Raw genomic sequence first — 20442 nt, 5'->3', positions numbered from 1 at the left:
TTAATTACCCCATGGGGTATCTTTTCTAAATACTGTTCCTTTAAATAAGGCCACAACTTCATTTTCCTGATTGGTGACCGTAATACTGTAAATGCCAAGTCTGTTAGCGAGGTTATCTTCTTTGGCAGTTGCTGTTAATTTATCTCCTTCTTTTACCGCCTTGGTGTGTGAGATTGAAGTCTCAATGGACACCGCATGTTTCCCTTGAGAATTAGACGCAAAGGCAAAGGCGCTATCGGCTAATGAATAAGTAATTCCGCCATGGGCTATGCCAAATCCATTCAGCATATCACTTTTCACGATCATGCCAATTCGCGCAAAACCTTGTTCCACTTTCTCCACGGTAATACCCAACCACTGACTAAAATTGTCGTTGGCAAACATTTGGTCTACTATGGATTTGGGTGTCATCATTAATAAAAAGTCTTCTTGTCCCTCACCATCCTTCGGAGCAATGGACTGCACCTATATCTGTCTTCTAAATATTCATCATACAACTGATCCATTTGCTTCACGCAATTGTCAATACCAAACTCATCAGCCCAACGTAAAAGACCCGCTGGATAATTTACTCCTTTGGTCATAGCCAGGTCTATGTCTTCCTTGTTAGCAATGTTCCAGAATAGGGCATCAGCAGCTTCATTGATCAGCATCACCAATATTCGATTGAATATTTGTGTGCCTAATGTTTTATCAAAATTGGGTTCTGGCTTAGAGGCACCTTCTGAGTAATCGTAATAGCCTTTACCAGTTTTTCTACCCAGATATCCAGCTTCGGCTAGTCGTTTTTGAGTGAATGCCGGTTTGTATCTTGGGTCATAAAAGAATGACTTGAATACTGTCTCCGTTACTGTATAGTTGATGTCGTTTCCTATGAAATCCATCAAGGTAAATGGCCCCATTCTAAATCCACCGATTTCAGTCATAGCCCAATCGATGGTCGCTACATCGGCTATACCTTCTTCTAATATCCTTAAAGCTTCACCATAGAATGGTCTAGCTACTCTGTTGACGATAAAACCAGGAGTATCTTTGGTTTGTACAGTTATTTTGCCCCAGCTATCAATGATTGATCTAGCTTCCTTAAGCACAACTTCGTTAGTTTGAACAGCAGGAATGATTTCTACCAACGGCATTAATGGAGCTGGATTAAAGAAGTGGATACCCAATACTCTTTGTGGATGATCACAAGCACTTGCTATGGCTGATACAGATAGAGAAGAAGTATTCGTGGCAATAATGCAATTGGTGCCAACAATACTTTCCAGCTCTCTGAAAATTTGTTTTTTGATATTCAAATCTTCTATGATGGCCTCGATGATGAGCTCACAAGAATTAAACTCCTTGAGTTGATCAGTAAACTGAATGCGATCGAGAATGGCTCCTGCTTCAGACTTTGTTAGTTTGCCCTTTTCAGCCAATCGATCCAATATTTTTTTTAAGCTCTTTTCGGCTTTTTCGAGCATGGGTTTGCTGCTGTCTAGCAAAATGACTTCATGTCCAGCTGTGGCGGCTACTTGTGCGATGCCGCTGCCCATAGATCCTGCGCCGATGATTCCTATTACTTTCATTTTGATAGAATCAATGTTTTAGATGTTAGATTCAAGACTTTCATATTTTGTTTTTCCTTCTTTTTGTCATTTCGACGTTAGGAGAAATCTTATTGCGAAGATCTTTCCCGTTGGTCGAGATGACAGGAGAACCGTCGCTCTGACACCTTATTAACGACCAACAAACTCCGGTTTTCTTTTCTCCAAAAACGCCTGAACGCCTTCTTTATAATCTTCTGTTTTACCTGCCTTGGACTGATAGATTTCTTCCTGATCCAACTGTTCATTGAGGTTATTGGTCAGTCCGGCATTCAATAATTTTTTGGTGTACACCAATCCTTTAGTTGGCATTTTGGCAATCGTTTGAGCGATCTTCATGGATTCAGTTTCAAATTCCTCCGTACTTAGTACTTTATAAAGCATGCCTAGTTTTTCGGCATCTGCTGCAGAAACTTTATCCCCCATCATCATCAATGCGCTTGCCTTTTGAAAACCAACTAGTTTTGGGAGGAAGAAGGTTCCACCACTATCTGGTATTAATCCGATCTTGCTAAAGGCTTGAATGAAGGAGGCAGTTTCAATGGCCACCACAATGTCGCAGGCCAGTGCAATGTTTGCTCCAGCTCCAGCAGCTACGCCGTTCACAGCACAAATGATTGGCTTTTCGACTTCTCTAATTCTTCGAACGATTGGATTATAGTGTTCGGCTACGATGTTTTCAATGAATGGAGCATCTGAGGCGGTAACCTCAGCCAAATCCTGACCAGCACAAAATGCCTTGCCGTTACCAGTAAGATAAATGGCTCTGACTTCATCATTTTGGCCACATTGGTCTAATAGGTACTGAAAGCCAAGGGCCATTTCTCTATTGAAGCTGTTGAAGACGTCCGGTCGATTGAATCGAATGATGGCGATGCCGTCTTTGATTTCGTGCTGTAGGGTTTGGGTCATTGTTGTTTGTTACTTTTTGGGATTAAATACATTTAAAATAATCGAACGGTTCCAGACAGTCTTTGCATTTGTATTGGGCCTTGCACGCCGTGGATCCAAATTCGCTGACCAGCACCGTGTTTTTAGATTCACATTGTGGACACGGCACGGTTTCGTCTTCTAGAAACAAGGACCGTTTGGATGTACTTCCTTGAGGAGGAGCAATGCCATAGGATTTCAATTGCTCCTTGCCATGTTCGGTCAGCCAGTCTGTGGTCCAGGCTGGTTGCAGAACCGTTTTGACTTCTACATTTTCATAACCCTCTTTTTGTAAGCATTTCTTAATGTCAGATTCAATGGTATTCATCGCCGGGCAACCTGAATAGGTAGGAGTGATGGTAACCACCAAATGATCAGTGATTTCAATATGTCTAATGACTCCCATATCAACCACCGAAAGGACGGGGATTTCAGGATCCATCACAGATCGTAGAACATCCAGTACTTCTTCTGGCGATATGGTTTTAGTGTTTACCACTCTGCACCTGGAAAAGCTCTTTGTAAGTGTTGCATTTCTGCCAATAAGTACCCTAGATGTTCGGAGTGCATGCCTGTTTTTCCACCCGTTTGATTCCAAGTACTTTCTGGAATGGTCAAAGTTGCTTCTCTCAAATGAGCCTCGATTTCTTTTTTTACCGAATCGGCGATCTTACTTAGGTCTGCCCCGATACCCGCATCCGCCATTTGCTGATCCAGCTCATCTGGAGTAATGCTCTCGAAGGCGTATGACCAAAAGTGATCCAAAGCAGTCTGTATTTTTTGATGGCTTATTTCCGTACCATCACCTAGTCGAAGTACCCATTGTCCGCTCCATCTCTTGTGATAGGTAACTTCCTTGATGCTTTTTTGCGCCACAGAAGCGATGCCATCATCTTTGCTTGATGCCAATTCATTCAGCAAATGAAAATGGAATACGTCAAACAAATATTGCCTTGTTATCGTGTAGGCAAAATCAGTGTTAGGCTGCTCAACTAACAGCAGGTTTTGATATTCTCTATCATTTCTTAGAAAGGCGATATCATCCTCAGACTTTTCGCTTCCGGTCAGTTCAGAAGCATATTGATAATAGTTTCTGGCTTGACCGATCAGATCCAGTGAAATATTGGTCAGTGCAATATCTTGCTCCAGCACTGGGCCGTGACCACACCATTCCGCAAGTCGTTGACCCAGGATTAGGCAGTTGTCTGCTAATCGAAGAACGTAGTTGTATGCATTTTGATCCTTCATCATCCTACATGTTTTTCAGTTCATCCGGCAAATTGTAGAAAGTAGGGTGGCGATACACCTTGCTTTGCGCAGGCTCGAATAGTTCTGCACCTTCTTCAGGGTCTGAAGCGGTGATTTCACTAGATGGCACTACCCAAATGCTAACACCTTCACTGCGACGTGTATAGACATCTCTGGCATTCTCTACTGCCATTTCAGCATCAGCGGCGTGTAGGCTGCCCACATGCTTGTGATTGATGCCTGATTTACTTCTTATAAATATTTCCCAAAGGGGCCAATTTTTGTTGCTCATGATTTTCAATTTTGGGGTTATGCTGCTGATTTTTTCTTTCTCTTCTCTGAATAGGCTAGAGCCGCTTCGCGCACCCATTCGCCATCTTCGTAGGCCTTCTTTCTGGTAGCCAATCGTTCTTTGTTGCAAGGACCATTTCCTTTTACTACTGCCCAGAACTCATCCCAGTTAATCGGGCCAAAGTCGTAATGACCAGTTGCTTCATTCCATTTCAAATCTGGATCTGGGATCGTGATTCCCAAAATATCCGCCTGAGGTGCAGTCGCGTCAATGAACTTCTGTCTCAATTCATCATTAGTGAATCTTTTGATCTTCCATGCCATAGACTGCGCAGTGTGAGGGGAGTCTGCATCGTTAGGACCAAACATCATGATTGAAGGCCACCACCATCGATTGAGTGCATCTTGCGCCATGGCTTTCTGTTCTGGGGTTCCATTACATAACTTCAGCATGATTTCATATCCTTGTCGCTGATGGAAACTTTCTTCTTTACATACTCTGACCATTGCGCGGGCATAAGGTCCATAAGAGCACCTACATAGTGGTACTTGGTTCATGATAGCTGCACCGTCAACCAACCAACCGATTGCTCCCATGTCGGCCCAAGTCAGGGTCGGGTAGTTGAATATAGAAGAGTATTTTGCGGTGCCATCGTGCAATTGATCTAAAAGACCGTCTCTTTCTACACCCAAAGTTTCACAGGCACTGTACAAATACAAACCGTGCCCGGCTTCGTCTTGCACTTTGGCTAAAGCCGCCACTTTTCTTCTGAGCGAAGGAGCGCGTGTGAGCCAGTTGCCCTCAGGTAGCATTCCAACTATTTCGGAATGAGCATGCTGAGAGATTTGTCTGATCAATGTTTTTCGATAGTCATCGGGCATCCAATCCTTAGGCTCGATTTTCTCCTCGGCGTCTAGCTTGCGCTGAAATTCCTTTTCTAAATCTATCGTGTTCATCTTTTTGGGCTTTCTATAAATTTACTCAATATCCTGTCGTAATTCAACGTCTAATTTTCGTCGAAACTTAAGACCACTTTGTCTGTTTTAGGATGAGCCTGACAACTCAGGATGTATCCTCTTTCTATTTCGTCTTCTTCCAGAGCATAGTTGACTGCCATGTCGACTTCTCCTTCAATGAGTTTGGCTTTGCAAGTACAACAGACCCCACCTTTGCAAGCGTAGGGGAGATCAGCTCCCTTCTTTGCGGCAGCATCTAAAATGGAATCGTTGCTATTGTAGTCAAAGTCTATTTTTACGCCATCTATCTGAATAGTGACTTTGCATTTTACTTTTTCGAAAGACTCTTGTTTCTTACCTGTGCCTGTTCCTAGTTTACCTACCGGACTAGTAAACAGTTCGATGTGAACTTTTGACTTATCTACATTCAAATCCAATAGCGCTGCTTGAATGCCTAGCATCATGGGCTCGGGTCCACAGATGAAAAATTCATCGGTGTTGTCAAGATCAATGATGGTTTTTGAAAAAGCTGCCACTTTCTCTTCATCAACAAATCCTTCAAATAGTGGAAACTCGGTATGCTCTTCGCTAAACACATGGAAGATGTTTAGTCGCTCCATGTAAGTGTTTTTTAAGCCTTCTATTTCCTCCTTGAAAACAATGGAGTCCGTGCCTCTATTGGCATAGATTAAGGTAAACTCACTGTTTGGTTCAGTATCCATCACCGATTTTAGAATGGAGATTATGGGCGTAATTCCACTGCCTCCTGCGAAGCCAACATAACTTTTAGTTTGCTCAGCTTTTAGTTCTGTATTAAAACTGCCTGAGGGAGGCATTACTTCAAGTTCTTCACCTGCCTGTAGCTTGTCATTGGCATATGTGGAAAATGCTCCACCGTCCACCTTCTTGATGGCAACTTTTAGTCGGTCTTCTTTTGGACTGGTACAAATAGAATAAGAGCGTCTCACGTCCTCACCTTCAATGATCTTTTTAAGAGTAACGTGTTGTCCTTGCTTATACTTGAAAAGCTCTTGATGCTGAGGTGGTACATCAAACTCCAAAGAAACACAGTCATCTGTTTCTTTGATCAGCTTCGATATTTTGAGTGGGTAAAAATGGTGCATTTTAGTTTTGGATCATGTTGTTTGTTTCAACGAATGATTTGAATTCGCCTCTTTCTATAATTTCGAGAATATCTTCCTTACTTGCCAACTCGTCTAGGATCAGATCTTGTTGATTTCCTTTTCTCACCGCTTCACTGTAGGGTGTGTTGGTAAAGGATACCATGGAATATTGCGGTATAAATTGTTCGGGAAAAGTCTCGTAAAGGGCTCTTTCTATTTGCTTTCTTTTTAAGAACCAATCTTGCCCTACCAAATCTCTCATTTCTATGAAATTTTTAAGCGCAAGATCCGCAATGGCGTCTGCATCAGGTTTTCTTGAAGTTTCAAACCCTTGGAACAATTCCACCCAATTTTCTCCATGCTTATCCATCAATTCGTTTATAATGGAAACATCCTCAAATCCGGCATTCATGCCTTGACCATAAAACGGAACAATAGCATGTGATGCATCCCCAATAAGTGCCACTTTGCCTTCGTAGGTCCATGGGAAGCATTTTATTATGACCAGAGGAGAAGTTGGATTTTCGTTGAAAAGCTCAACCAGATTTGGTATAAGCTTCAATGCGTCTGGAAACTTACTTTCGAAGAAAGTTTTTATCTCTGATTCGGTTGTCAGCTTTTCAAATGAGTTTTCTCCTTCATAGGGGAGAAATAGGGTGCAGGTAAAACTCCCATCTGGATTTGGTAGAGCAATCAGCATATGGCTCCCTCTGGGCCAGATATGCAAAGAATGCTTATCCATTTGAAAATCTTTACCTTTAGCATCAATGCTCAGTTCTTTGTAGTCGTGACTGATATACTCTTGCGAAAAATCAAAGTGCTTCAACTTTTGCATTACGGAACGAACGGCAGAAAATGCACCATCCGTACCAAAGATCAGATCTGAGTCTATGGTGACAATTTCTCCATCAGCTTGTTCGAATATAGCAATAGGGGTGTCTAACTCAATGTCTATACACTTGTGTTCGAAGTTGAAATTGACATTTTCATATTGGTCGGCATGACTGATAAGAATTTGGTTCAACCCTCCTCTCGAAATGGAATAAATCGCCTCACCTTCTTTGCCATACGGTTGAAACGTCAATGATTCGTCTATGCCATGCATCATACGACCATTCATTGCAATGGCTGCTTCTCTGACTTTGTCTCCTGCGCCAACTAGATCCAGTGCCTTCCAGCCCCGTGCAGAGCAAGCCATGTTGATGGACTTGCCAGCAGAAATATTGGCATTGCGAATGTCAGGCCTTCTTTCAAAGACCTCTACAATATAACCGCGTTTGCCCAAGAGCGCTGCCAATAGTGAGCCCACTAACCCTGCTCCGACAATTGTTACACGTTTGCTCATTTCTTTTCTATTCCGTTCATTAGTAGTCCGATTATCGTTGCTTTGATGCCTTCAACGTCCATATCTCTGTTGGCATGATACCAATGTTGTAGCCAACGAATGGAAGAGAGCATGGTGTAAAGGGCAATCTTTGCATCTTCGACTACCACAGACCCATCTTTCATTCCATCTTTTATGATAGTAAGGAAATGATTTTCGTAACTGCGCCTCTGACCTAGGAATTCACTTTTTTCAGGTTCGGTTAGATGACGCCATTCATCATTCATCACACTGGCAAGTGGAGAACTCATGGCATTTATTTCCAGATGGAGTAGAAGAAGTTCTTTGATCTTATTAATAGGGGACTCCTCGGTGGCCATGATTAGATTCATCTTAGTCGTGTAGGTGTCGGCTAATGAAAAGCAGATTTTGGAAAGGATCTGTTCTTTTGATTTAATATGGTTGTATAGACTGGCTGCTTCTACACCAACTTTTCCTGCGATATCTCGCATGGTAGTGGCCGAATATCCCTTTTCCCTGAATAGGGTAGCAGCTTCTTCAAGAATGATCTGCTTCTTAGTTTTTTTAGTGTCAGCTTTAGGCATTTTTTCAAAACTAACAAATGTTAGTTAATCAAGAAAAGAAATTGAAAACATTAAGTTAAAAAGACTATAGCAGACAGTAGCAATCTAAACCCAATTCATCCTTTCAGACAAATTGACAATGTGGGCCAAGTGATGATTGCAATGCCAAGCATATAGGGAAATGTTTTCATGAAGTTCAATCTTCCTTCCATTTTGCGGATGAACGAAAGATTTTCTCATATCTTCTTCGGAAAGATTATTAAGCAGGCTGGTCCATTTCAGATGGAGAGCTGTCAAAAGAAGTAGGGAGGGTTCAATAGCATCGTATTTGGCATCACTCAGTTCTGCCCAGGCTTTTTCGTTGTAAGCTTTTATTGTTGGTTCCTCTTCAGTGATCGTCCATTTGAATCGGACGTAACTATTCATGTGGCTGTCTGCAAGATGATGGACCAATTGACGTACAGTCCAGCCATCTGGCCGATAAGGAGTATTTAGTTGTTCGTCAGATAAATATTGAACAGTTTCTCTAAGCACCTGTGGAAAATGACAGATGGTGTGAATGTTGTTTTCGATTTCAGTTTTAGAAATGACTGTTGGAAACTGAAATTTACCAATGGGATATTTAAGATCTTCTAATTCTGATGTGCTCATGTTCATTTTTTACATAAAATAAGTCCACAGAGTTTACTAGTGCTATAATCAAGCTTGAGAAGAACTAATAGGTTAGATTAGTTTATTGCAAGGGCTAAAAAAGATTCGACAATTTCATCGCAATGGACATGTCGCCATCTACTTTGATTTTGCCCATCATAAACGCTCCCATAGCATTCATGTCACCTGACATTAATTTGTTGAAATTGGACAAGCTTACCCGTACTGTACAATCCGCATAATCATCTGCATTTGAAACTGTTGTTGGAGATATGGTATCGTCCAGATAAATTACTCCTTCGTCAAATTGAAATTTAATTTTGGAACCTATGGCACCACCTTTTTTTGATGCTAGGTCTTGCACTTTGGCTGTTGTTTCTTCTAAAGTCATGTTATATGTTGTTTGCAGCTATGAGCTGTATTTCAAATAATTTAGGCCACCACTTACCAGTAATGTAGTACTTGTCTGTTTTTTCGTTATAAGCTATTCCATTGAGAACATCAATTCGTCTGTCATATAGGGAATAATCAAAAATGCCTTCAAGGTCGAGTATGCCTTTTACTTTTCCTGTATCTGGATCTATAATGTATACAAGTTCTGTTTGCCATCGCACGGCAAATAAATCTCCGTTCACATATTCTAATTCATTCAAATAGTCAATAGGGCCGTTTTGATCATATACTTTGATCTGTCTGACCTCAGAAAAACTCTCGGGTTCCATAAACCTGATGATATAAGTACCATCGCTCATTATGAGTGTATCATCTTTTGTGGTCATTCCCCAACCCTCGGTGGGATAGGAGAATTGACCAATTTGCTCAAAACTGTCTTTGTCAAAAACGAAACCTGATCTTTTTTTGTAGGTAAGCATGTAAATTTTGTCGTCTACTATACTTATGCCCTCACCAAAATAATCTGAAGATATATCAATGGATTGAATTACATTGCCCGTCTTTAGTTCCACCCGTCTCAAAGTAGATTCTCCGTGATTTCCGGTGCTTTCAAAAAGTTCGCCGTCTTTTATGAAAAGCCCCTCAGTAAACGCATCAGGGTCATGTGTATAAGTATTGGTCACTCTATAGGTATACCGGGTTGGCTCTATGTCAGAAAGGAGAGTGACTGAGTGCCTTTTCTTTTCCACTGAACCATTATTTAAGTACACCGAAATAGTTAAGTCCTTTTTGCCTGGGCTTTCTGAGTTTGTATACCAAGTCGATTGGTTGCTTTCTAGGATTTCTCCATTATTCGATACTTGAATCGAGTCTATCTGAACATCAGTGTCGTTGGCAGTGACATTGAATTCAATAGTGTCTCCAATAGTTTTTCTAACACCATTTCTGGGTTCGGTGATTTTGCTCAAGCTTTTTACTCTTGGACTAGGTTTCTTCTTTTTCTCGCTAGAGGAATCGCATGAGAAAAGACCTATGAACGCAATGAAGAATATGAGTGATTTGAATTGATTCATTTTTATTTATAAACTAAGCAGGGCAATATTATCACGATTGATTTGCTTACAAAAATGAATTCCAATTAAATATCCCTCTTCCGACTCGGATTCATTAAATTTATGAATAACCTAAAAAAGTTTATAAATAAAAGATCAAATTTCATGAAAAGAATACTTGTCCCTATTGATTTTTCTAAAGAGTCTATGAATGCACTTAATGCAGCTCATTCACTGGCGGCTCATACGGATTCAAATGTTTTATTGTTGCATATAGTGGAGGACCCTAATATTGAAACTATGAAAATTTCAGGGGAGACACATTATGATCCTATGGACAACTTGTATGTTAAGTTGTTGCTGGATAAGACAACGGAGCGCCTTGAAGCCATTGTGAATGACCCAAAGAATAGTGATCTAAACATTAGCTATAAAATTGAAATAGGAAATCCATACTCATCGATTTCAGAAAATATTGCAAGTCATGATGCTAGTTTGATTGTTATGGGATCTAGTGGGGCTTCTGGTCTACAGGAAATATTAGTAGGCTCGGTGGCAGATAAAGCAGTTAGGCATGCTATATGCCCTGTTATTGTGGTAAAGGGAGAATGTTCTCTTACAGAAGTAAAGCATATTGTTTTCGCTACAGATCTTCAAAATGACCAATCTCAAATTGTAGGGGATTTAAAAGAGTTACAGGCTTTTTATGATGCCAAATTACATATCATCAAAGTTTATAATTCAGAATGGACAACGGCTGATGATGTTCAGCAACGATTGAAGGCTTTTGTTTCAGAATATGATATTCCTAATAACTCTACTGTAGCTAAAAATTCAGAAGATTTAGCGGAAGCCATTTTGGACTATGCTTCTGATATAGATGCTGGAATGATCGCCATTGGAACGCATGATAGACATGGTCTGCTACACCTGATAGCAAGTCATGTATCAAAAAATGTATTGAATCATTCATCCCGGCCTATATGGACCAAGGCCATTAGGTAAAACTATTTTCTTGGGAATGTGATCCTCATCAGTTTGGGAATAGTTAGTCCCTGATAAAGCACTGAACAGACTACTACGGTATAAGTCATGGTGATGATCACTTCCTTTCCTTCGAATTCGGGAAGGGATAAGGAAAGGGCAATAGGAATGCCGCCTCTCAGTCCACCCCAAGCTAGTACATGAATGGTATTCTTCTCGAAGCTTCGATAGGTGCTCATTGCTGCAATCGGTAAACTAACACTTAAATATCTTGCAAACAGTACAATATTGAAAGCGAATAATCCTGCAGCAAAATAATCCAGTCGCCAAGGAATAATAAGCATTTCCAATCCTATCAGCACAAACAACATAGCATTTAATGTTTCTTCAATCAGGTGCCAAAATTTAAATACATAATCACCGGCGGCGCTTGTTACATGGCCACTTTTGCCTTCATTGCCAATAACAAGTCCCATGACTACAACAGCTTGTTTTGCAGATACATGTGCAAATTCTGCGAGCTGCGTGCCAGCCATCACAAGAGCCAGAGTCATTAATACCTCTACTTCAACCTCGTCGTTGTCAATGTACTTTAATAGACGATAGCCTAAATAGCCTAGGAAAAGGCCAATCACAATTCCACCAGTAATGTCCGTACCAAATACCCATACGATATCAACAAAGCCCAAAAAGTGATCTTCACCAGCATGAGCTAAGTCGAGTAAGGTCAAAGCAATAACAACGGCCATACCATCATTGAAGAGTGATTCACCTGCAATTCTGGTTTCAAGATTTTTTGACAGGCTATATTTTTTTATAGTGGCTGTTACGGCAATAGGGTCGGTTGGAGAAATCAATGCTCCAAATACTAAACAGTACATAAAGTCAAGAGGAATTCCAATCCAAATCAGTAGGTAGTAAACAAAACCACCAATTGTAAATGTGGATATAAGGACTCCCAAGAGTGCTAATATGAGCACAGGAGTACGCTCTTCAGCTAATTTTTTGAAATCGATCTGCAGTGCTCCGGCAAAGAGCATAAAACTCAAAACAAGTTGATAAAGGACTTCATGGTAGTCATAGTCCTGTAAAATTCGTTCTGTACCTAGTTTAAACTCAGGAATGATCTGTTCGATGACCAACAACGCAAATGAAAGACCCAAAGCCAATATCATGAGGCCTACAGAAGAGGGTAGTTTCAGATAATAAGTGTTGACGTAGATAAAGATGCCCGCTAAGCATATAAATAGGGCTAAAATATCTAAAATGTGCATGCTGTTGTATTAAAATGTCCTGATTTAAAGTGGTGGTCTTTAATTTTCCGTTACAATATTAATACAAATCGTAGTGTAATTTCACCGCTATATTAATGAAAAAAATATAAAAAATTCAATATTTCTTATGAAATAAAGAGCACTCAGTTGCTTATAGTATTTGAAAAATACAAATATTACAAGTTCGTAAATTCCAAATATTGATGCATTTACGAATTGTTTTTAATGAGTAAAACGATGAACATGGATGCAAGAAGTGAAATATTGGAGGCTTTTGACTCCCTTGAGTTTCAAAGAGTGCAATTAGAAGAGCGCTTGAACAAAATGGATGACGATTTGTTTTTTGTTCCTCAAAGTGAGGGTAGGTGGTCTATTAATCAGGTATTGGCTCATTTGTCCAACTCGGAGTTTGGTACACTGAGATATATCCGAAAAAAAATGCTTGGAATGGACGCTCTAGGAGAAACCTCCCTAGGTGCCAAATTGAGATCAATGCTTTTGAAACTATTACTCGACTCTAAGATCAAATTTAAAATGCCTAGGCAGTTGCCAGAACCTTCCAAGGAAATTAGCTACGTCGAGCTGAAAAATCAATTTGAAAAAAATAGATTAGCTCTTAAAGAATTGATCGAAAGTTTTCCAGAGGAGGCATTAGGGAAGTTGATTTTTAAACATCCGTTTGCCGGACGGTTTTCATTGCATCAAACTATCAAATTCTTAGAACATCATTATAATCATCACATCCAGCAAATTGATAGAATAATTAAGGCGGTTGAGAATAGGGGGTGATGAGTTCTTTTAAAAATCAGTTATTGTGCTCTTTTTTTAAAATCGTTTTGTACCTGTAGTAACAAACACCCAATATCCCAATTGAGAAAAACAATAGAATAGAAACCATAGCTAGTAATTTTTATTTATAATCAATTTAACGATTATCCAGACGGAATCAAAATTTGTATAGTTCTTTCCGTTTCTGTTTTGATGCTAATCTAAATTGATACATTTGTGTTTTATTGGCATAAAAAACCTAAAAATACTTATGATTTTGCAACTAAGAAACCTTCTGATTCTACTGACTATTACAGCTTTTACTTTTGCCTGTAATTCTGATAAAAAGGAACAACAAGCTTTGTTTGAAGAGGTGATGCTGGTGCATGATGAGGTAATGCCGAAAATGGGAAACTTAAGAGCATTGTCAACTACACTTTCTCAAAAGGCGGATTCCCTAGTGCTAGATTCTTTGATTGACCATTCGTCTAAAGTCAGTAAAATGAGAGAGCTGTCTAAAAAATTGAAAGATGCGAATGAAGGCATGATGGAATGGATGAGGCAGTTTGAGCAAGTAGAAGAAGGTTCTCCTCATGGAGAAGTGATGCAATATCTCATAGAACAACGAAAGCAGATTCAAAAAGTGAGAGACGATATGCTTAACTCAAAAGATGAGGCTGAAAAGTACCTTTTAGAAAATAGTTAATCTGCACAATTCTTTAATGCATTACTCACTTCAGCAGTATTTATCATTCCGAAGTCGTTACCCCAGGAATTGCTGATGTAGGTCATGATCTCTGCAATTTCGAGTGGAGTTAGTCGAGGATTGCTCGGCATTACCCCTTGATAAGTAATTCCATTGATGGTTATTGGACCCTCTAGTCCATGTTTAATCCCGCAGATGGACAATTCCTTTTGTTTGGATACAAAATCAGTGGAAAGAGGTGGAATTAATTTGCCCAAGCCTGAGCCATCTTTTTGATGACAATTGAGGCAGTGGGCCATATACAACTGCTCACCCTGAAACATGTATTGATCAAATTTGATAGCCTCGCTACCTGAGTATCTGTTTTCGGGTCTGCAATTGACTAGGACAACAAGTGCTAATCCTAAAACAATAAATTTCATTATTTTCTTCGCTTTAACTCTTCGAGTAAAAGATCAATGTCGGACAACAAAATGTCGACTTGTTCTTCCATTGTACCATCATAAACCCCTCTAATTCGCCTTTGGTCATCTATAAGCAAAAAGGCTCCACTGTGGATGTATCCTCCTGGTGCCTCGCTGTCTTCTCCTGCTGTTACCATATAACTCTTTTCGCCAATATGATAGATTGTATCCTCATCTCCGGTTACAAAATGCCACTTAGAACTTTTCACACCGAGTGCCTCTGCGTATTCATTCAATACTTCTACGTTGTCGTGTGTAGGATCTATGGTGTGCGATAGAATGGCAACCTCAGGGTTTTCTTCAAATTTCTCATAAATCCGTAACATCTGCTTTTTCATTTTCGGGCAGATTGTTGGACAAGAGGTAAAGAAAAAATCTGATATGTAGATTTGATTTTTGAAGGTTTCATTCGTAATTAATGCACTGTCTTGATCATAGAAAGCAAAGTCTGCAATCATATGGTCTAGTGTGTCCATGACGATTGCCCCTTCCACTTCTTTTTCGACGATTTTTTTTCTTCCCATGATTGGCAATTCATTTTTACCATAAGGCTGACTGCAGTAAGTGGCAAGCAGGGTGGTAGTAATTAGAAGAATAGAGGGTATTACTTTTTTAATCATTTCTAAGTTTTTTATAAATCTTGATGCCAAGCATCAGTAAAATTCCAATAAGAATAATTCCAACGACTCCCCAGATCCAGTTTAATGTGCTTTTCAGAACTACAATAAAGACAATAGCAAAAAGGAATAAAGTAGCAACTTCATTCCAGATTCGAAGTTGAGTAGAGGAGTATTTAAATATCTCTCTTTTCATTTGATTATATAATTTTTGACAAATGAAATGGTAAAGAAAAAGCCCCAATACGAATAGCACTTTGAGGTGAAACCAGGGCATGGTCCAGAAAGCACTCTCAATAGCCAACCAGGTTCCTACGGCCAAAGTAATAATTGCTGAGGGCCATGCTATGATGTACCAGAGTCTGCCTTGCATCAAAAGCATTTGCTTAAGCAGAATAGATTTTTCGGGTTCCACTTTCTGAGAAGCTTCAGTCGCGTAGATGAACAACCTGACCATATAGAATAACCCAGCGAACCAGGTGACAACAAAAATGATGTGAAGGGCTTTTAGATATAAATAGGTCATCGTAATAATATGGGCAAATATAAATGCGATGTGCATAATCCCAATGCTTACCGAAAATTAAAGAAATTTCTATCAGTACATAGAGTAGTGGTAATGGTTCGGGTGGGTGTTAATGTAATTAGTTGGTTAAAATAATAACACCTCAAGGATATGAAGAATAATGGATCAGATATACTTCTAGAATACGGGGAGAAGGTACTTTCCTCGAGTCAAATAGTTTACCAAAAAGATGATTACATCTTTAAAATCAATGAACCTTCGGATTTGATTTATTTCATTGAAAAAGGAAGTGTAAAGTTGGCTAAGGAAGATGAATCTGGTCACGAGGTAGTAAAGTCTATCTTAAGCGAAGGAAGCATATTCGGAGAAATGGCACTGGTAGAACAGGAAAAGAGAGAAGAGTATGCTCGTGTTCTATCCAATGATACAACGGTTCGTGTTTTAGTAGTTCATGAATTGCTGGACGCTGCCAAAACTGATCAGTCTTTGTTTTCGCGAGTATTGAGTCTGATGGGACGTAAGATCGAGAAGTTGGACAAACGCATTGAATCGATTACTTCGAAAGATTCCAGAACAAGAATTGTTGAATTTTTGAAAGAACTTGCAGTTGAGAGTGGCCAGAAAGTGGGTTTTGAAACTTTAATTCAAAATAACTTCACTCATAAAGATATTGCCAATCTAACTGGAACCTCTAGGCAAACTGTAACCACCACTTTGAATCAACTCAAAGAAAAGAATGTAATCAACTTCGACAGAAGGAGAATATTGATTAGAGATGTGGATTTGCTAGTGTAGCAAATCCTACTTTTTCTTGGCTTTCGTAGTCTTCTTTTTTGTAGTAGCTTTTTTCTTTTTGGCAGGCGCATTCTTCTCAATGATAGCTTGTACTTCGTCCAAGCTTAGTGCTGCCGCATCCACCGTTTTAGGAAGTTCTACTTTTACTTTTCCTTTTTTGATGACTGACCTTCCCCAGCGTGCTTTTTCAACTACAATGCCTTCTTCTTCCCAATTGTGAATGACCTTGTCAATTTCTTTTTGAATCTTTTCTTTGATCAATTCAACAATGTCAGCTTCAGATAGATTGTCAAAATCATACCTTTTGTTCACATTGATGAACATCCCGTTCCATTTAATAAATGGACCAAATCGACCTACACCTTTTTGAACAGGCAGATCATCATAATGAGCGATAGGAGCATCCGCTTTTTGTTTAGCTTGTATCAGCTCAATCGCACGATCCAAACTTAAAGTTAATGGGTCTTCATCTTTTCCTATAGAGATATACTTGTCATCATGCTTAACGTAAGGGCCAAATCTACCGATGGCAATTGTAATGACCTTGTCTTCATATTCACCCACTTCACGTGGCAATTTGAATAGTTCCAAGGCATCTTCCAAAGTAATGTTATCCAAAAATTGGCCCTTTCTTAGACTTGCATATTTAGGCTTTTCAGCATTTTCATCCTCACTGGTTTCGCCCATTTGTACCATAGCACCAAAGCGCCCCATTCTGGCAATGATAGGCTTGCCGGTTGCCGGATCGTTACCCAATTCTCTTACTTTGCCAATTTCTGAACGCTCTATTTGCTCTGTGTCTTCTACAGTTTTGTGAAAACCGCCATAGAACGATTCTATCATCGCATTCCAGGTCTTCTGACCATGAGCGATCTCATCGAATTCTTTTTCTACGTTGGCCGTAAAAGAATAGTCAATCACGTTCGGGAAATAATCCACCAAGAAGTCATTTACAATCATGGCAATGTTCGTAGGGAAGAGCTTGTTCTTTTCCGCACCTGTGATTTCAGTTTTTTCGCTAATCACCACTTCACCATCTTCTAGAATGATTTCGCTGTATTTTCTTTCATGACCATCTCGAGCTTCTTTTACCACATATTCTCTTTTCTGAATGGTAGAAATGGTAGGCGCATAGGTCGATGGACGACCAATGCCCATCTCTTCTAGTTTCTTCACCAAACTGGCTTCAGTGTATCTGGCAGCATGTCGACTAAATCCTTCGCGAGCTTTGAGTTGTTTTAAATCCAAGGGTTGTCCTATAGATAATGGAGGCAACATGCCTTTGCTTTCTTCTTCTCCGTTTTCGTCGTCGGTTGACTCAGTATATACTTTTAAGAATCCCTCGAATTTCACTACTTCACCAGAAGCGGTTAGATTTTCATTTCTTGTAGAGATGCCGATGGTGGCCACTGTTTTTTCTATTTCAGCTTCCGCCATTTGAGAGGCGATGGCTCTTTTCCAGATCAACTCATACAATCTTCTTTCGCTTTCATCATTGCCCGCATGCTTTTCTGAAAAGTTAGTTGGTCGGATGGCTTCATGTGCCTCTTGTGCTGAAGCATTTTTGGTTTTGAATTTTCTAGTCTTTACAAAGTTGTCTCCATAGCTAGAAGCAATTTCTTTTTTCGCACCAGCAATAGCTTCATCAGACAGATTCAAAGAATCCGTTCTCATATAAGAGATCTTACCTGCTTCATATAGTTTTTGTGCCACGCTCATAGTACGAGAAACTGAAAATCCAATTTTTCTACTGGCTTCTTGCTGTAGGGTAGAAGTGGTAAATGGTGGCGCTGGTGATTTTTTACCTGGCTTCTTCTCTAGGTTTTTAATGTCGTACGAGGCATTGACACAATCGCTCACAAATGCTTCTGCTTCCTCTTTGGTTTTAAATTTGGAAGGCAATTCTGCATTCAATACTTTGCCTTTCTCCAACGAGAATTCAGCAGTTACCTTAAAAGAAGAAACCGCCTTATGTTCTGCGATTTCTCTTTCTCTATCAACTACAAGTCTAACAGCCACTGATTGCACACGTCCAGCTGAAAGGCCAGTTTTTATTTTTTTCCAAAGGATAGGAGAAAGTTCAAACCCTACCAATCGGTCCAGTACCCTTCTTGCTTGCTGGGCATTTACTAAATCTACATTTAAAGTCCTTGGATTATTGATGGCATTGCTGATCGCATTTTTTGTAATCTCGTGGAAGACAATCCTTTTGGTTTTGGATTCATCCAGTTTCAAAGCCTCTTGCAAGTGCCAAGAAATCGCCTCTCCTTCGCGGTCATCATCACTCGCGAGGTAGATGGTCTCTGCATCCTTGGCTAATTTTTTTAAGTCTCGTATGACTTCCTTTTTGTCTTTCGAAACTTCGTAGGTGGGTTGAAATCCGTTTTCTATATCTATGGCGTTATTACCCTTTTGCAGGTCTCGAACATGACCATAGCTCGAAGCTACTTTATAATCTTTTCCCAAATACCCCTCAATCGTTTTCGCCTTGGCGGGCGACTCCACTATTACCAGATTCTTCGACATAGAATTTGAAATTAATTCCTAAAAGCGTCAAAGATGATTAAAAAAAATTGATTTTAGCAAATACGAAATTTAGATTTCTAAATAAATTGCTCAATTGTAATACGGATTACATCACATGAACAAAGAACTTTTTCTAGTAAGACACGCCGAAGCGGACTCCACAAATTTCGATATCAAGGATATTGAAAGGCCGCTGACCTCAGACGGTGAGATAGATGCATCGAAATTGGGTAAAACCATGGCTGAGTTATTAGGGACGCCGGATTTGATCCTATCCAGTACAGCTATTCGAACGCGTAGAACTACTGCTTTGCTTGCGGAGCAATTGGGATATGATCCGATGAATGTAGGTTTTATGGAAGATCTTTATGAGTCATCAACTCGCATATTGTTGAGGGTAATTAACGAGCTGGAAGAAAAAAATAACAAAGTGATTATTGTGGCACACAATCCAGCCATTACTTATTTAGCGGAGTATGTGAGTGGTGCTGTGATAGGAAATGTTTCTCCAGCAGGGTTGGTTCATTTGAAATTTAAAGATTCTTGGGCAGAGGTGTCTCAAAATAACATGGAGTTGGTGAAGTATCATAAACCAGTTCGTCCAGCGCAGACTTAATTCTATGTCTAGCTCATCTAACTATGATCCAAGTGCCGTTGGGGTGAAAGGTTCCATATTCGGTTTGCCATTTCTTGAAGGAGATTCTCGTATAGTTATAGTGCCAGTGCCATGGGATACTACGGTTTCGTATTCGGCAGGTACAGCTGATGGTCCCCAAGCCATTTTGAATGCTTCCGCGCAATTGGATTTGGAGGTGGTCGGAAGAGAATCAACCTGGAGGCAGGGGATTTGGATGGAGCCGATTGATAAGAATATTAGAGCCAAGAGTCAAGAGTTGAGACAAATGGCCGAACCGTATATAGAGACTCTGGAAGCAGGTCGAACGCATCCAGAAGCCAACGAGGTAATTGCAGCTGTCAATAAAGGTACAACGACTCTCAAAAATCAACTAAAAAGTAAAACGCTTGCCTTTTTAAATAAGGAAAAGGTTGTCGGACTACTTGGTGGTGACCATAGTACACCGCTTGGATATTTAGAAGCCCTTAGTGAAAAGTATGATGATTTTGGGGTCCTACAAATCGATGCACACATGGATTTACGTAAAGCCTATGAGGGATTTGAACATTCACATGCTTCGATCATGTATAACGCTTTGAAATTGCCTTCCATTTCTAAATTGGTGCAGGTCGGTATTAGGGATTTTTGTGAGGAGGAATTGGCTGTAGCCAATGCAGATCAAAGAGTGGCTGTGTATTTCGATCAGGAACTCAAATGGCAACAATTTGAAGGTGCTAACTGGCAGTCCTTATGCAAGGAAATAGTAACTCAGCTTCCAGATAAAGTTTACATCAGCTTTGATATCGATGGACTTCAGCCTTCACTCTGTCCTGGAACTGGCACGCCTGTGCCCGGAGGATTGTCGTTTGAAGAATCGGTTTATTTGATCAATCAAGTGAAAGCCTCGGGGCGACAAATAATTGGCTTTGATCTATGTGAAGTAGCACCTCAAACTGGTGATAAGGAATGGAACGCTAATGTAGGAGCAAGGATGCTATATGCGCTTTGTGGGGTGGTTTAGTT

24 protein-coding genes are annotated in these 20442 nt (G+C 40.0%); 6 read left to right on the top strand and 18 right to left on the bottom strand.

What is annotated here, in order from left to right:
• From paaI to ACO6S2_RS14460, 13 genes are all read right to left on the bottom strand, one after another.
• On the bottom strand, positions 1-414 hold the full coding sequence (gene paaI, locus ACO6S2_RS14520; RefSeq protein WP_422359281.1) for a hydroxyphenylacetyl-CoA thioesterase PaaI: 414 nt from the start codon (positions 412-414) through the stop codon (positions 1-3).
• Complete coding sequence (locus tag ACO6S2_RS14515; RefSeq protein WP_422359280.1) at positions 414-1571, bottom strand: 3-hydroxyacyl-CoA dehydrogenase NAD-binding domain-containing protein; 1158 nt, start codon at positions 1569-1571, stop codon at positions 414-416. Before ACO6S2_RS14515 ends, paaI begins: the two co-directional genes overlap by 1 nt.
• Before the next feature lie 150 nt (positions 1572-1721).
• The gene (locus tag ACO6S2_RS14510) at positions 1722-2501 is read right to left on the bottom strand and encodes an enoyl-CoA hydratase-related protein (protein ID WP_422359279.1); all 780 of its coding nucleotides are present in this window, start codon (positions 2499-2501) and stop codon (positions 1722-1724) included.
• Between the two features lie 22 nt (positions 2502-2523).
• Positions 2524-3018 (bottom strand): 1,2-phenylacetyl-CoA epoxidase subunit PaaD, encoded by a 495-nt coding sequence (gene paaD / locus ACO6S2_RS14505; RefSeq protein ID WP_422359278.1) that lies wholly within the window; start codon positions 3016-3018, stop codon positions 2524-2526.
• Positions 3012-3770 (bottom strand): 1,2-phenylacetyl-CoA epoxidase subunit PaaC, encoded by a 759-nt coding sequence (paaC, locus tag ACO6S2_RS14500; protein WP_422359277.1) that lies wholly within the window; start codon positions 3768-3770, stop codon positions 3012-3014. Before paaC ends, paaD begins: the two co-directional genes overlap by 7 nt.
• Before the next feature lies 1 nt (position 3771).
• A complete protein-coding gene (gene paaB, locus ACO6S2_RS14495) occupies positions 3772-4062 on the bottom strand; it encodes a 1,2-phenylacetyl-CoA epoxidase subunit PaaB (RefSeq protein WP_394334424.1) in 291 nt (96 codons plus the stop codon).
• 14 nt (positions 4063-4076) lie between these two features.
• Positions 4077-5015, bottom strand: a complete 939-nt coding sequence (paaA, locus tag ACO6S2_RS14490; RefSeq protein WP_422359276.1) for a 1,2-phenylacetyl-CoA epoxidase subunit PaaA — start codon at positions 5013-5015, stop codon at positions 4077-4079.
• A gap of 50 nt (positions 5016-5065) precedes the next feature.
• Complete coding sequence (paaE, locus tag ACO6S2_RS14485) at positions 5066-6139, bottom strand: 1,2-phenylacetyl-CoA epoxidase subunit PaaE (protein WP_422359275.1); 1074 nt, start codon at positions 6137-6139, stop codon at positions 5066-5068.
• A gap of 1 nt (position 6140) precedes the next feature.
• Entirely contained in the window at positions 6141-7484 is a 1344-nt protein-coding gene (locus ACO6S2_RS14480) for an FAD-dependent oxidoreductase (RefSeq protein ID WP_422359274.1), read from the bottom strand.
• Positions 7481-8068 (bottom strand): TetR/AcrR family transcriptional regulator, encoded by a 588-nt coding sequence (locus ACO6S2_RS14475; protein ID WP_422359273.1) that lies wholly within the window; start codon positions 8066-8068, stop codon positions 7481-7483. The genes ACO6S2_RS14480 and ACO6S2_RS14475 overlap by 4 nt, the downstream gene beginning before the upstream one ends.
• 84 nt (positions 8069-8152) lie before the next feature.
• The gene (locus tag ACO6S2_RS14470; RefSeq protein WP_422359272.1) at positions 8153-8698 is read right to left on the bottom strand and encodes a YfiT family bacillithiol transferase; all 546 of its coding nucleotides are present in this window, start codon (positions 8696-8698) and stop codon (positions 8153-8155) included.
• 94 nt (positions 8699-8792) lie between these two features.
• A complete protein-coding gene (locus ACO6S2_RS14465) occupies positions 8793-9089 on the bottom strand; it encodes an SCP2 sterol-binding domain-containing protein (RefSeq protein WP_422359271.1) in 297 nt (98 codons plus the stop codon).
• 1 nt (position 9090) lies between these two features.
• The gene (locus tag ACO6S2_RS14460) at positions 9091-10164 is read right to left on the bottom strand and encodes a glutaminyl-peptide cyclotransferase (RefSeq protein ID WP_422359270.1); all 1074 of its coding nucleotides are present in this window, start codon (positions 10162-10164) and stop codon (positions 9091-9093) included.
• A gap of 144 nt (positions 10165-10308) precedes the next feature.
• Between ACO6S2_RS14460 and ACO6S2_RS14455 the strand changes: the two genes are divergently transcribed.
• Complete coding sequence (locus ACO6S2_RS14455) at positions 10309-11148, top strand: universal stress protein (protein WP_422359269.1); 840 nt, start codon at positions 10309-10311, stop codon at positions 11146-11148.
• A gap of 2 nt (positions 11149-11150) precedes the next feature.
• Here ACO6S2_RS14455 and ACO6S2_RS14450 read toward each other — a convergent pair whose 3' ends face one another.
• Complete coding sequence (locus ACO6S2_RS14450) at positions 11151-12401, bottom strand: cation:proton antiporter (protein ID WP_422359268.1); 1251 nt, start codon at positions 12399-12401, stop codon at positions 11151-11153.
• A 243-nt stretch (positions 12402-12644) separates the two neighbouring features.
• Here ACO6S2_RS14450 and ACO6S2_RS14445 point away from each other — a divergent pair, with 243 nt between their 5' ends.
• Complete coding sequence (locus tag ACO6S2_RS14445) at positions 12645-13190, top strand: DinB family protein (protein WP_422359267.1); 546 nt, start codon at positions 12645-12647, stop codon at positions 13188-13190.
• Positions 13191-13440: 250 nt separating this feature from the next.
• Positions 13441-13875, top strand: a complete 435-nt coding sequence (locus ACO6S2_RS14440) for a hypothetical protein (RefSeq protein WP_422359266.1) — start codon at positions 13441-13443, stop codon at positions 13873-13875.
• On the opposite strand, the gene ACO6S2_RS14435 is transcribed toward ACO6S2_RS14440, so the two are convergent.
• Genes ACO6S2_RS14435 through ACO6S2_RS14425 form a run of 3 tightly spaced genes read right to left on the bottom strand, consistent with a single transcriptional unit; the run spans position 13872 to position 15518 of the window.
• Entirely contained in the window at positions 13872-14297 is a 426-nt protein-coding gene (locus tag ACO6S2_RS14435; RefSeq protein ID WP_422359265.1) for a c-type cytochrome, read from the bottom strand. The genes ACO6S2_RS14440 and ACO6S2_RS14435 overlap by 4 nt on opposite strands.
• Positions 14297-14959 carry an SCO family protein gene (locus ACO6S2_RS14430; protein ID WP_422359264.1) on the bottom strand — a complete coding sequence of 221 codons (663 nt, stop codon included), beginning with the start codon at positions 14957-14959 and terminating at the stop codon, positions 14297-14299. The genes ACO6S2_RS14435 and ACO6S2_RS14430 overlap by 1 nt, the downstream gene beginning before the upstream one ends.
• Complete coding sequence (locus tag ACO6S2_RS14425) at positions 14952-15518, bottom strand: CopD family protein (protein WP_422359263.1); 567 nt, start codon at positions 15516-15518, stop codon at positions 14952-14954. Before ACO6S2_RS14425 ends, ACO6S2_RS14430 begins: the two co-directional genes overlap by 8 nt.
• 114 nt (positions 15519-15632) lie before the next feature.
• On the opposite strand from ACO6S2_RS14425, the gene ACO6S2_RS14420 reads away from it, so the two are divergent.
• Positions 15633-16277 (top strand): Crp/Fnr family transcriptional regulator, encoded by a 645-nt coding sequence (locus ACO6S2_RS14420; protein WP_422359262.1) that lies wholly within the window; start codon positions 15633-15635, stop codon positions 16275-16277.
• A gap of 6 nt (positions 16278-16283) precedes the next feature.
• Here ACO6S2_RS14420 and topA read toward each other — a convergent pair whose 3' ends face one another.
• Positions 16284-18803, bottom strand: coding sequence for a type I DNA topoisomerase (gene topA, locus ACO6S2_RS14415; protein ID WP_422359261.1), 2520 nt, complete (start codon positions 18801-18803; stop codon positions 16284-16286).
• A gap of 115 nt (positions 18804-18918) precedes the next feature.
• On the opposite strand from topA, the gene ACO6S2_RS14410 reads away from it, so the two are divergent.
• Both ACO6S2_RS14410 and ACO6S2_RS14405 read left to right on the top strand, forming a co-directional pair.
• On the top strand, positions 18919-19419 hold the full coding sequence (locus ACO6S2_RS14410; protein WP_422359260.1) for a SixA phosphatase family protein: 501 nt from the start codon (positions 18919-18921) through the stop codon (positions 19417-19419).
• 4 nt (positions 19420-19423) lie between these two features.
• Positions 19424-20440 carry an agmatinase family protein gene (locus ACO6S2_RS14405; protein WP_422359259.1) on the top strand — a complete coding sequence of 339 codons (1017 nt, stop codon included), beginning with the start codon at positions 19424-19426 and terminating at the stop codon, positions 20438-20440.
• The last annotated feature ends 2 nt before the right edge of the window (positions 20441-20442 follow it).

The sequence above is a fragment of the Reichenbachiella sp. genome, assembly GCF_965233835.1.
In the GTDB taxonomy this organism is placed as follows: Bacteria; Bacteroidota; Bacteroidia; order Cytophagales; family Cyclobacteriaceae; genus Reichenbachiella.
The sequence above is the reverse complement of the archived record's forward strand: the minus strand, read 5'-3'. Positions and strand labels throughout refer to the sequence as shown.

Excerpts from the sequence above, each read along its gene's own strand:
- ACO6S2_RS14445 (WP_422359267.1), top strand. The coding sequence starts at position 12,645 with ATGGATGCAAGAAGTGAAATATTGGAGGCTTTTGACTCCCTTGAGTTT.
- ACO6S2_RS14480 (WP_422359274.1), bottom strand. The coding sequence starts at position 7,484 with ATGAGCAAACGTGTAACAATTGTCGGAGCAGGGTTAGTGGGCTCACTA.
- ACO6S2_RS14455 (WP_422359269.1), top strand. The coding sequence starts at position 10,309 with ATGAAAAGAATACTTGTCCCTATTGATTTTTCTAAAGAGTCTATGAAT.
- ACO6S2_RS14470 (WP_422359272.1), bottom strand. The coding sequence starts at position 8,698 with ATGAGCACATCAGAATTAGAAGATCTTAAATATCCCATTGGTAAATTT.
- ACO6S2_RS14420 (WP_422359262.1), top strand. The coding sequence starts at position 15,633 with ATGAAGAATAATGGATCAGATATACTTCTAGAATACGGGGAGAAGGTA.
- ACO6S2_RS14465 (WP_422359271.1), bottom strand. The coding sequence starts at position 9,089 with ATGACTTTAGAAGAAACAACAGCCAAAGTGCAAGACCTAGCATCAAAA.
- paaC (WP_422359277.1), bottom strand. The coding sequence starts at position 3,770 with ATGATGAAGGATCAAAATGCATACAACTACGTTCTTCGATTAGCAGAC.
- ACO6S2_RS14460 (WP_422359270.1), bottom strand. The coding sequence starts at position 10,164 with ATGAATCAATTCAAATCACTCATATTCTTCATTGCGTTCATAGGTCTT.
- ACO6S2_RS14405 (WP_422359259.1), top strand. The coding sequence starts at position 19,424 with ATGTCTAGCTCATCTAACTATGATCCAAGTGCCGTTGGGGTGAAAGGT.
- paaE (WP_422359275.1), bottom strand. The coding sequence starts at position 6,139 with ATGCACCATTTTTACCCACTCAAAATATCGAAGCTGATCAAAGAAACA.
- ACO6S2_RS14410 (WP_422359260.1), top strand. The coding sequence starts at position 18,919 with ATGAACAAAGAACTTTTTCTAGTAAGACACGCCGAAGCGGACTCCACA.
- ACO6S2_RS14450 (WP_422359268.1), bottom strand. The coding sequence starts at position 12,401 with ATGCACATTTTAGATATTTTAGCCCTATTTATATGCTTAGCGGGCATC.
- ACO6S2_RS14510 (WP_422359279.1), bottom strand. The coding sequence starts at position 2,501 with ATGACCCAAACCCTACAGCACGAAATCAAAGACGGCATCGCCATCATT.
- ACO6S2_RS14440 (WP_422359266.1), top strand. The coding sequence starts at position 13,441 with ATGATTTTGCAACTAAGAAACCTTCTGATTCTACTGACTATTACAGCT.
- ACO6S2_RS14515 (WP_422359280.1), bottom strand. The coding sequence starts at position 1,571 with ATGAAAGTAATAGGAATCATCGGCGCAGGATCTATGGGCAGCGGCATC.
- ACO6S2_RS14475 (WP_422359273.1), bottom strand. The coding sequence starts at position 8,068 with ATGCCTAAAGCTGACACTAAAAAAACTAAGAAGCAGATCATTCTTGAA.
- ACO6S2_RS14430 (WP_422359264.1), bottom strand. The coding sequence starts at position 14,959 with ATGATTAAAAAAGTAATACCCTCTATTCTTCTAATTACTACCACCCTG.
- topA (WP_422359261.1), bottom strand. The coding sequence starts at position 18,803 with ATGTCGAAGAATCTGGTAATAGTGGAGTCGCCCGCCAAGGCGAAAACG.
- ACO6S2_RS14425 (WP_422359263.1), bottom strand. The coding sequence starts at position 15,518 with ATGCACATCGCATTTATATTTGCCCATATTATTACGATGACCTATTTA.
- paaI (WP_422359281.1), bottom strand. The coding sequence starts at position 414 with ATGATGACACCCAAATCCATAGTAGACCAAATGTTTGCCAACGACAAT.
- ACO6S2_RS14435 (WP_422359265.1), bottom strand. The coding sequence starts at position 14,297 with ATGAAATTTATTGTTTTAGGATTAGCACTTGTTGTCCTAGTCAATTGC.
- paaA (WP_422359276.1), bottom strand. The coding sequence starts at position 5,015 with ATGAACACGATAGATTTAGAAAAGGAATTTCAGCGCAAGCTAGACGCC.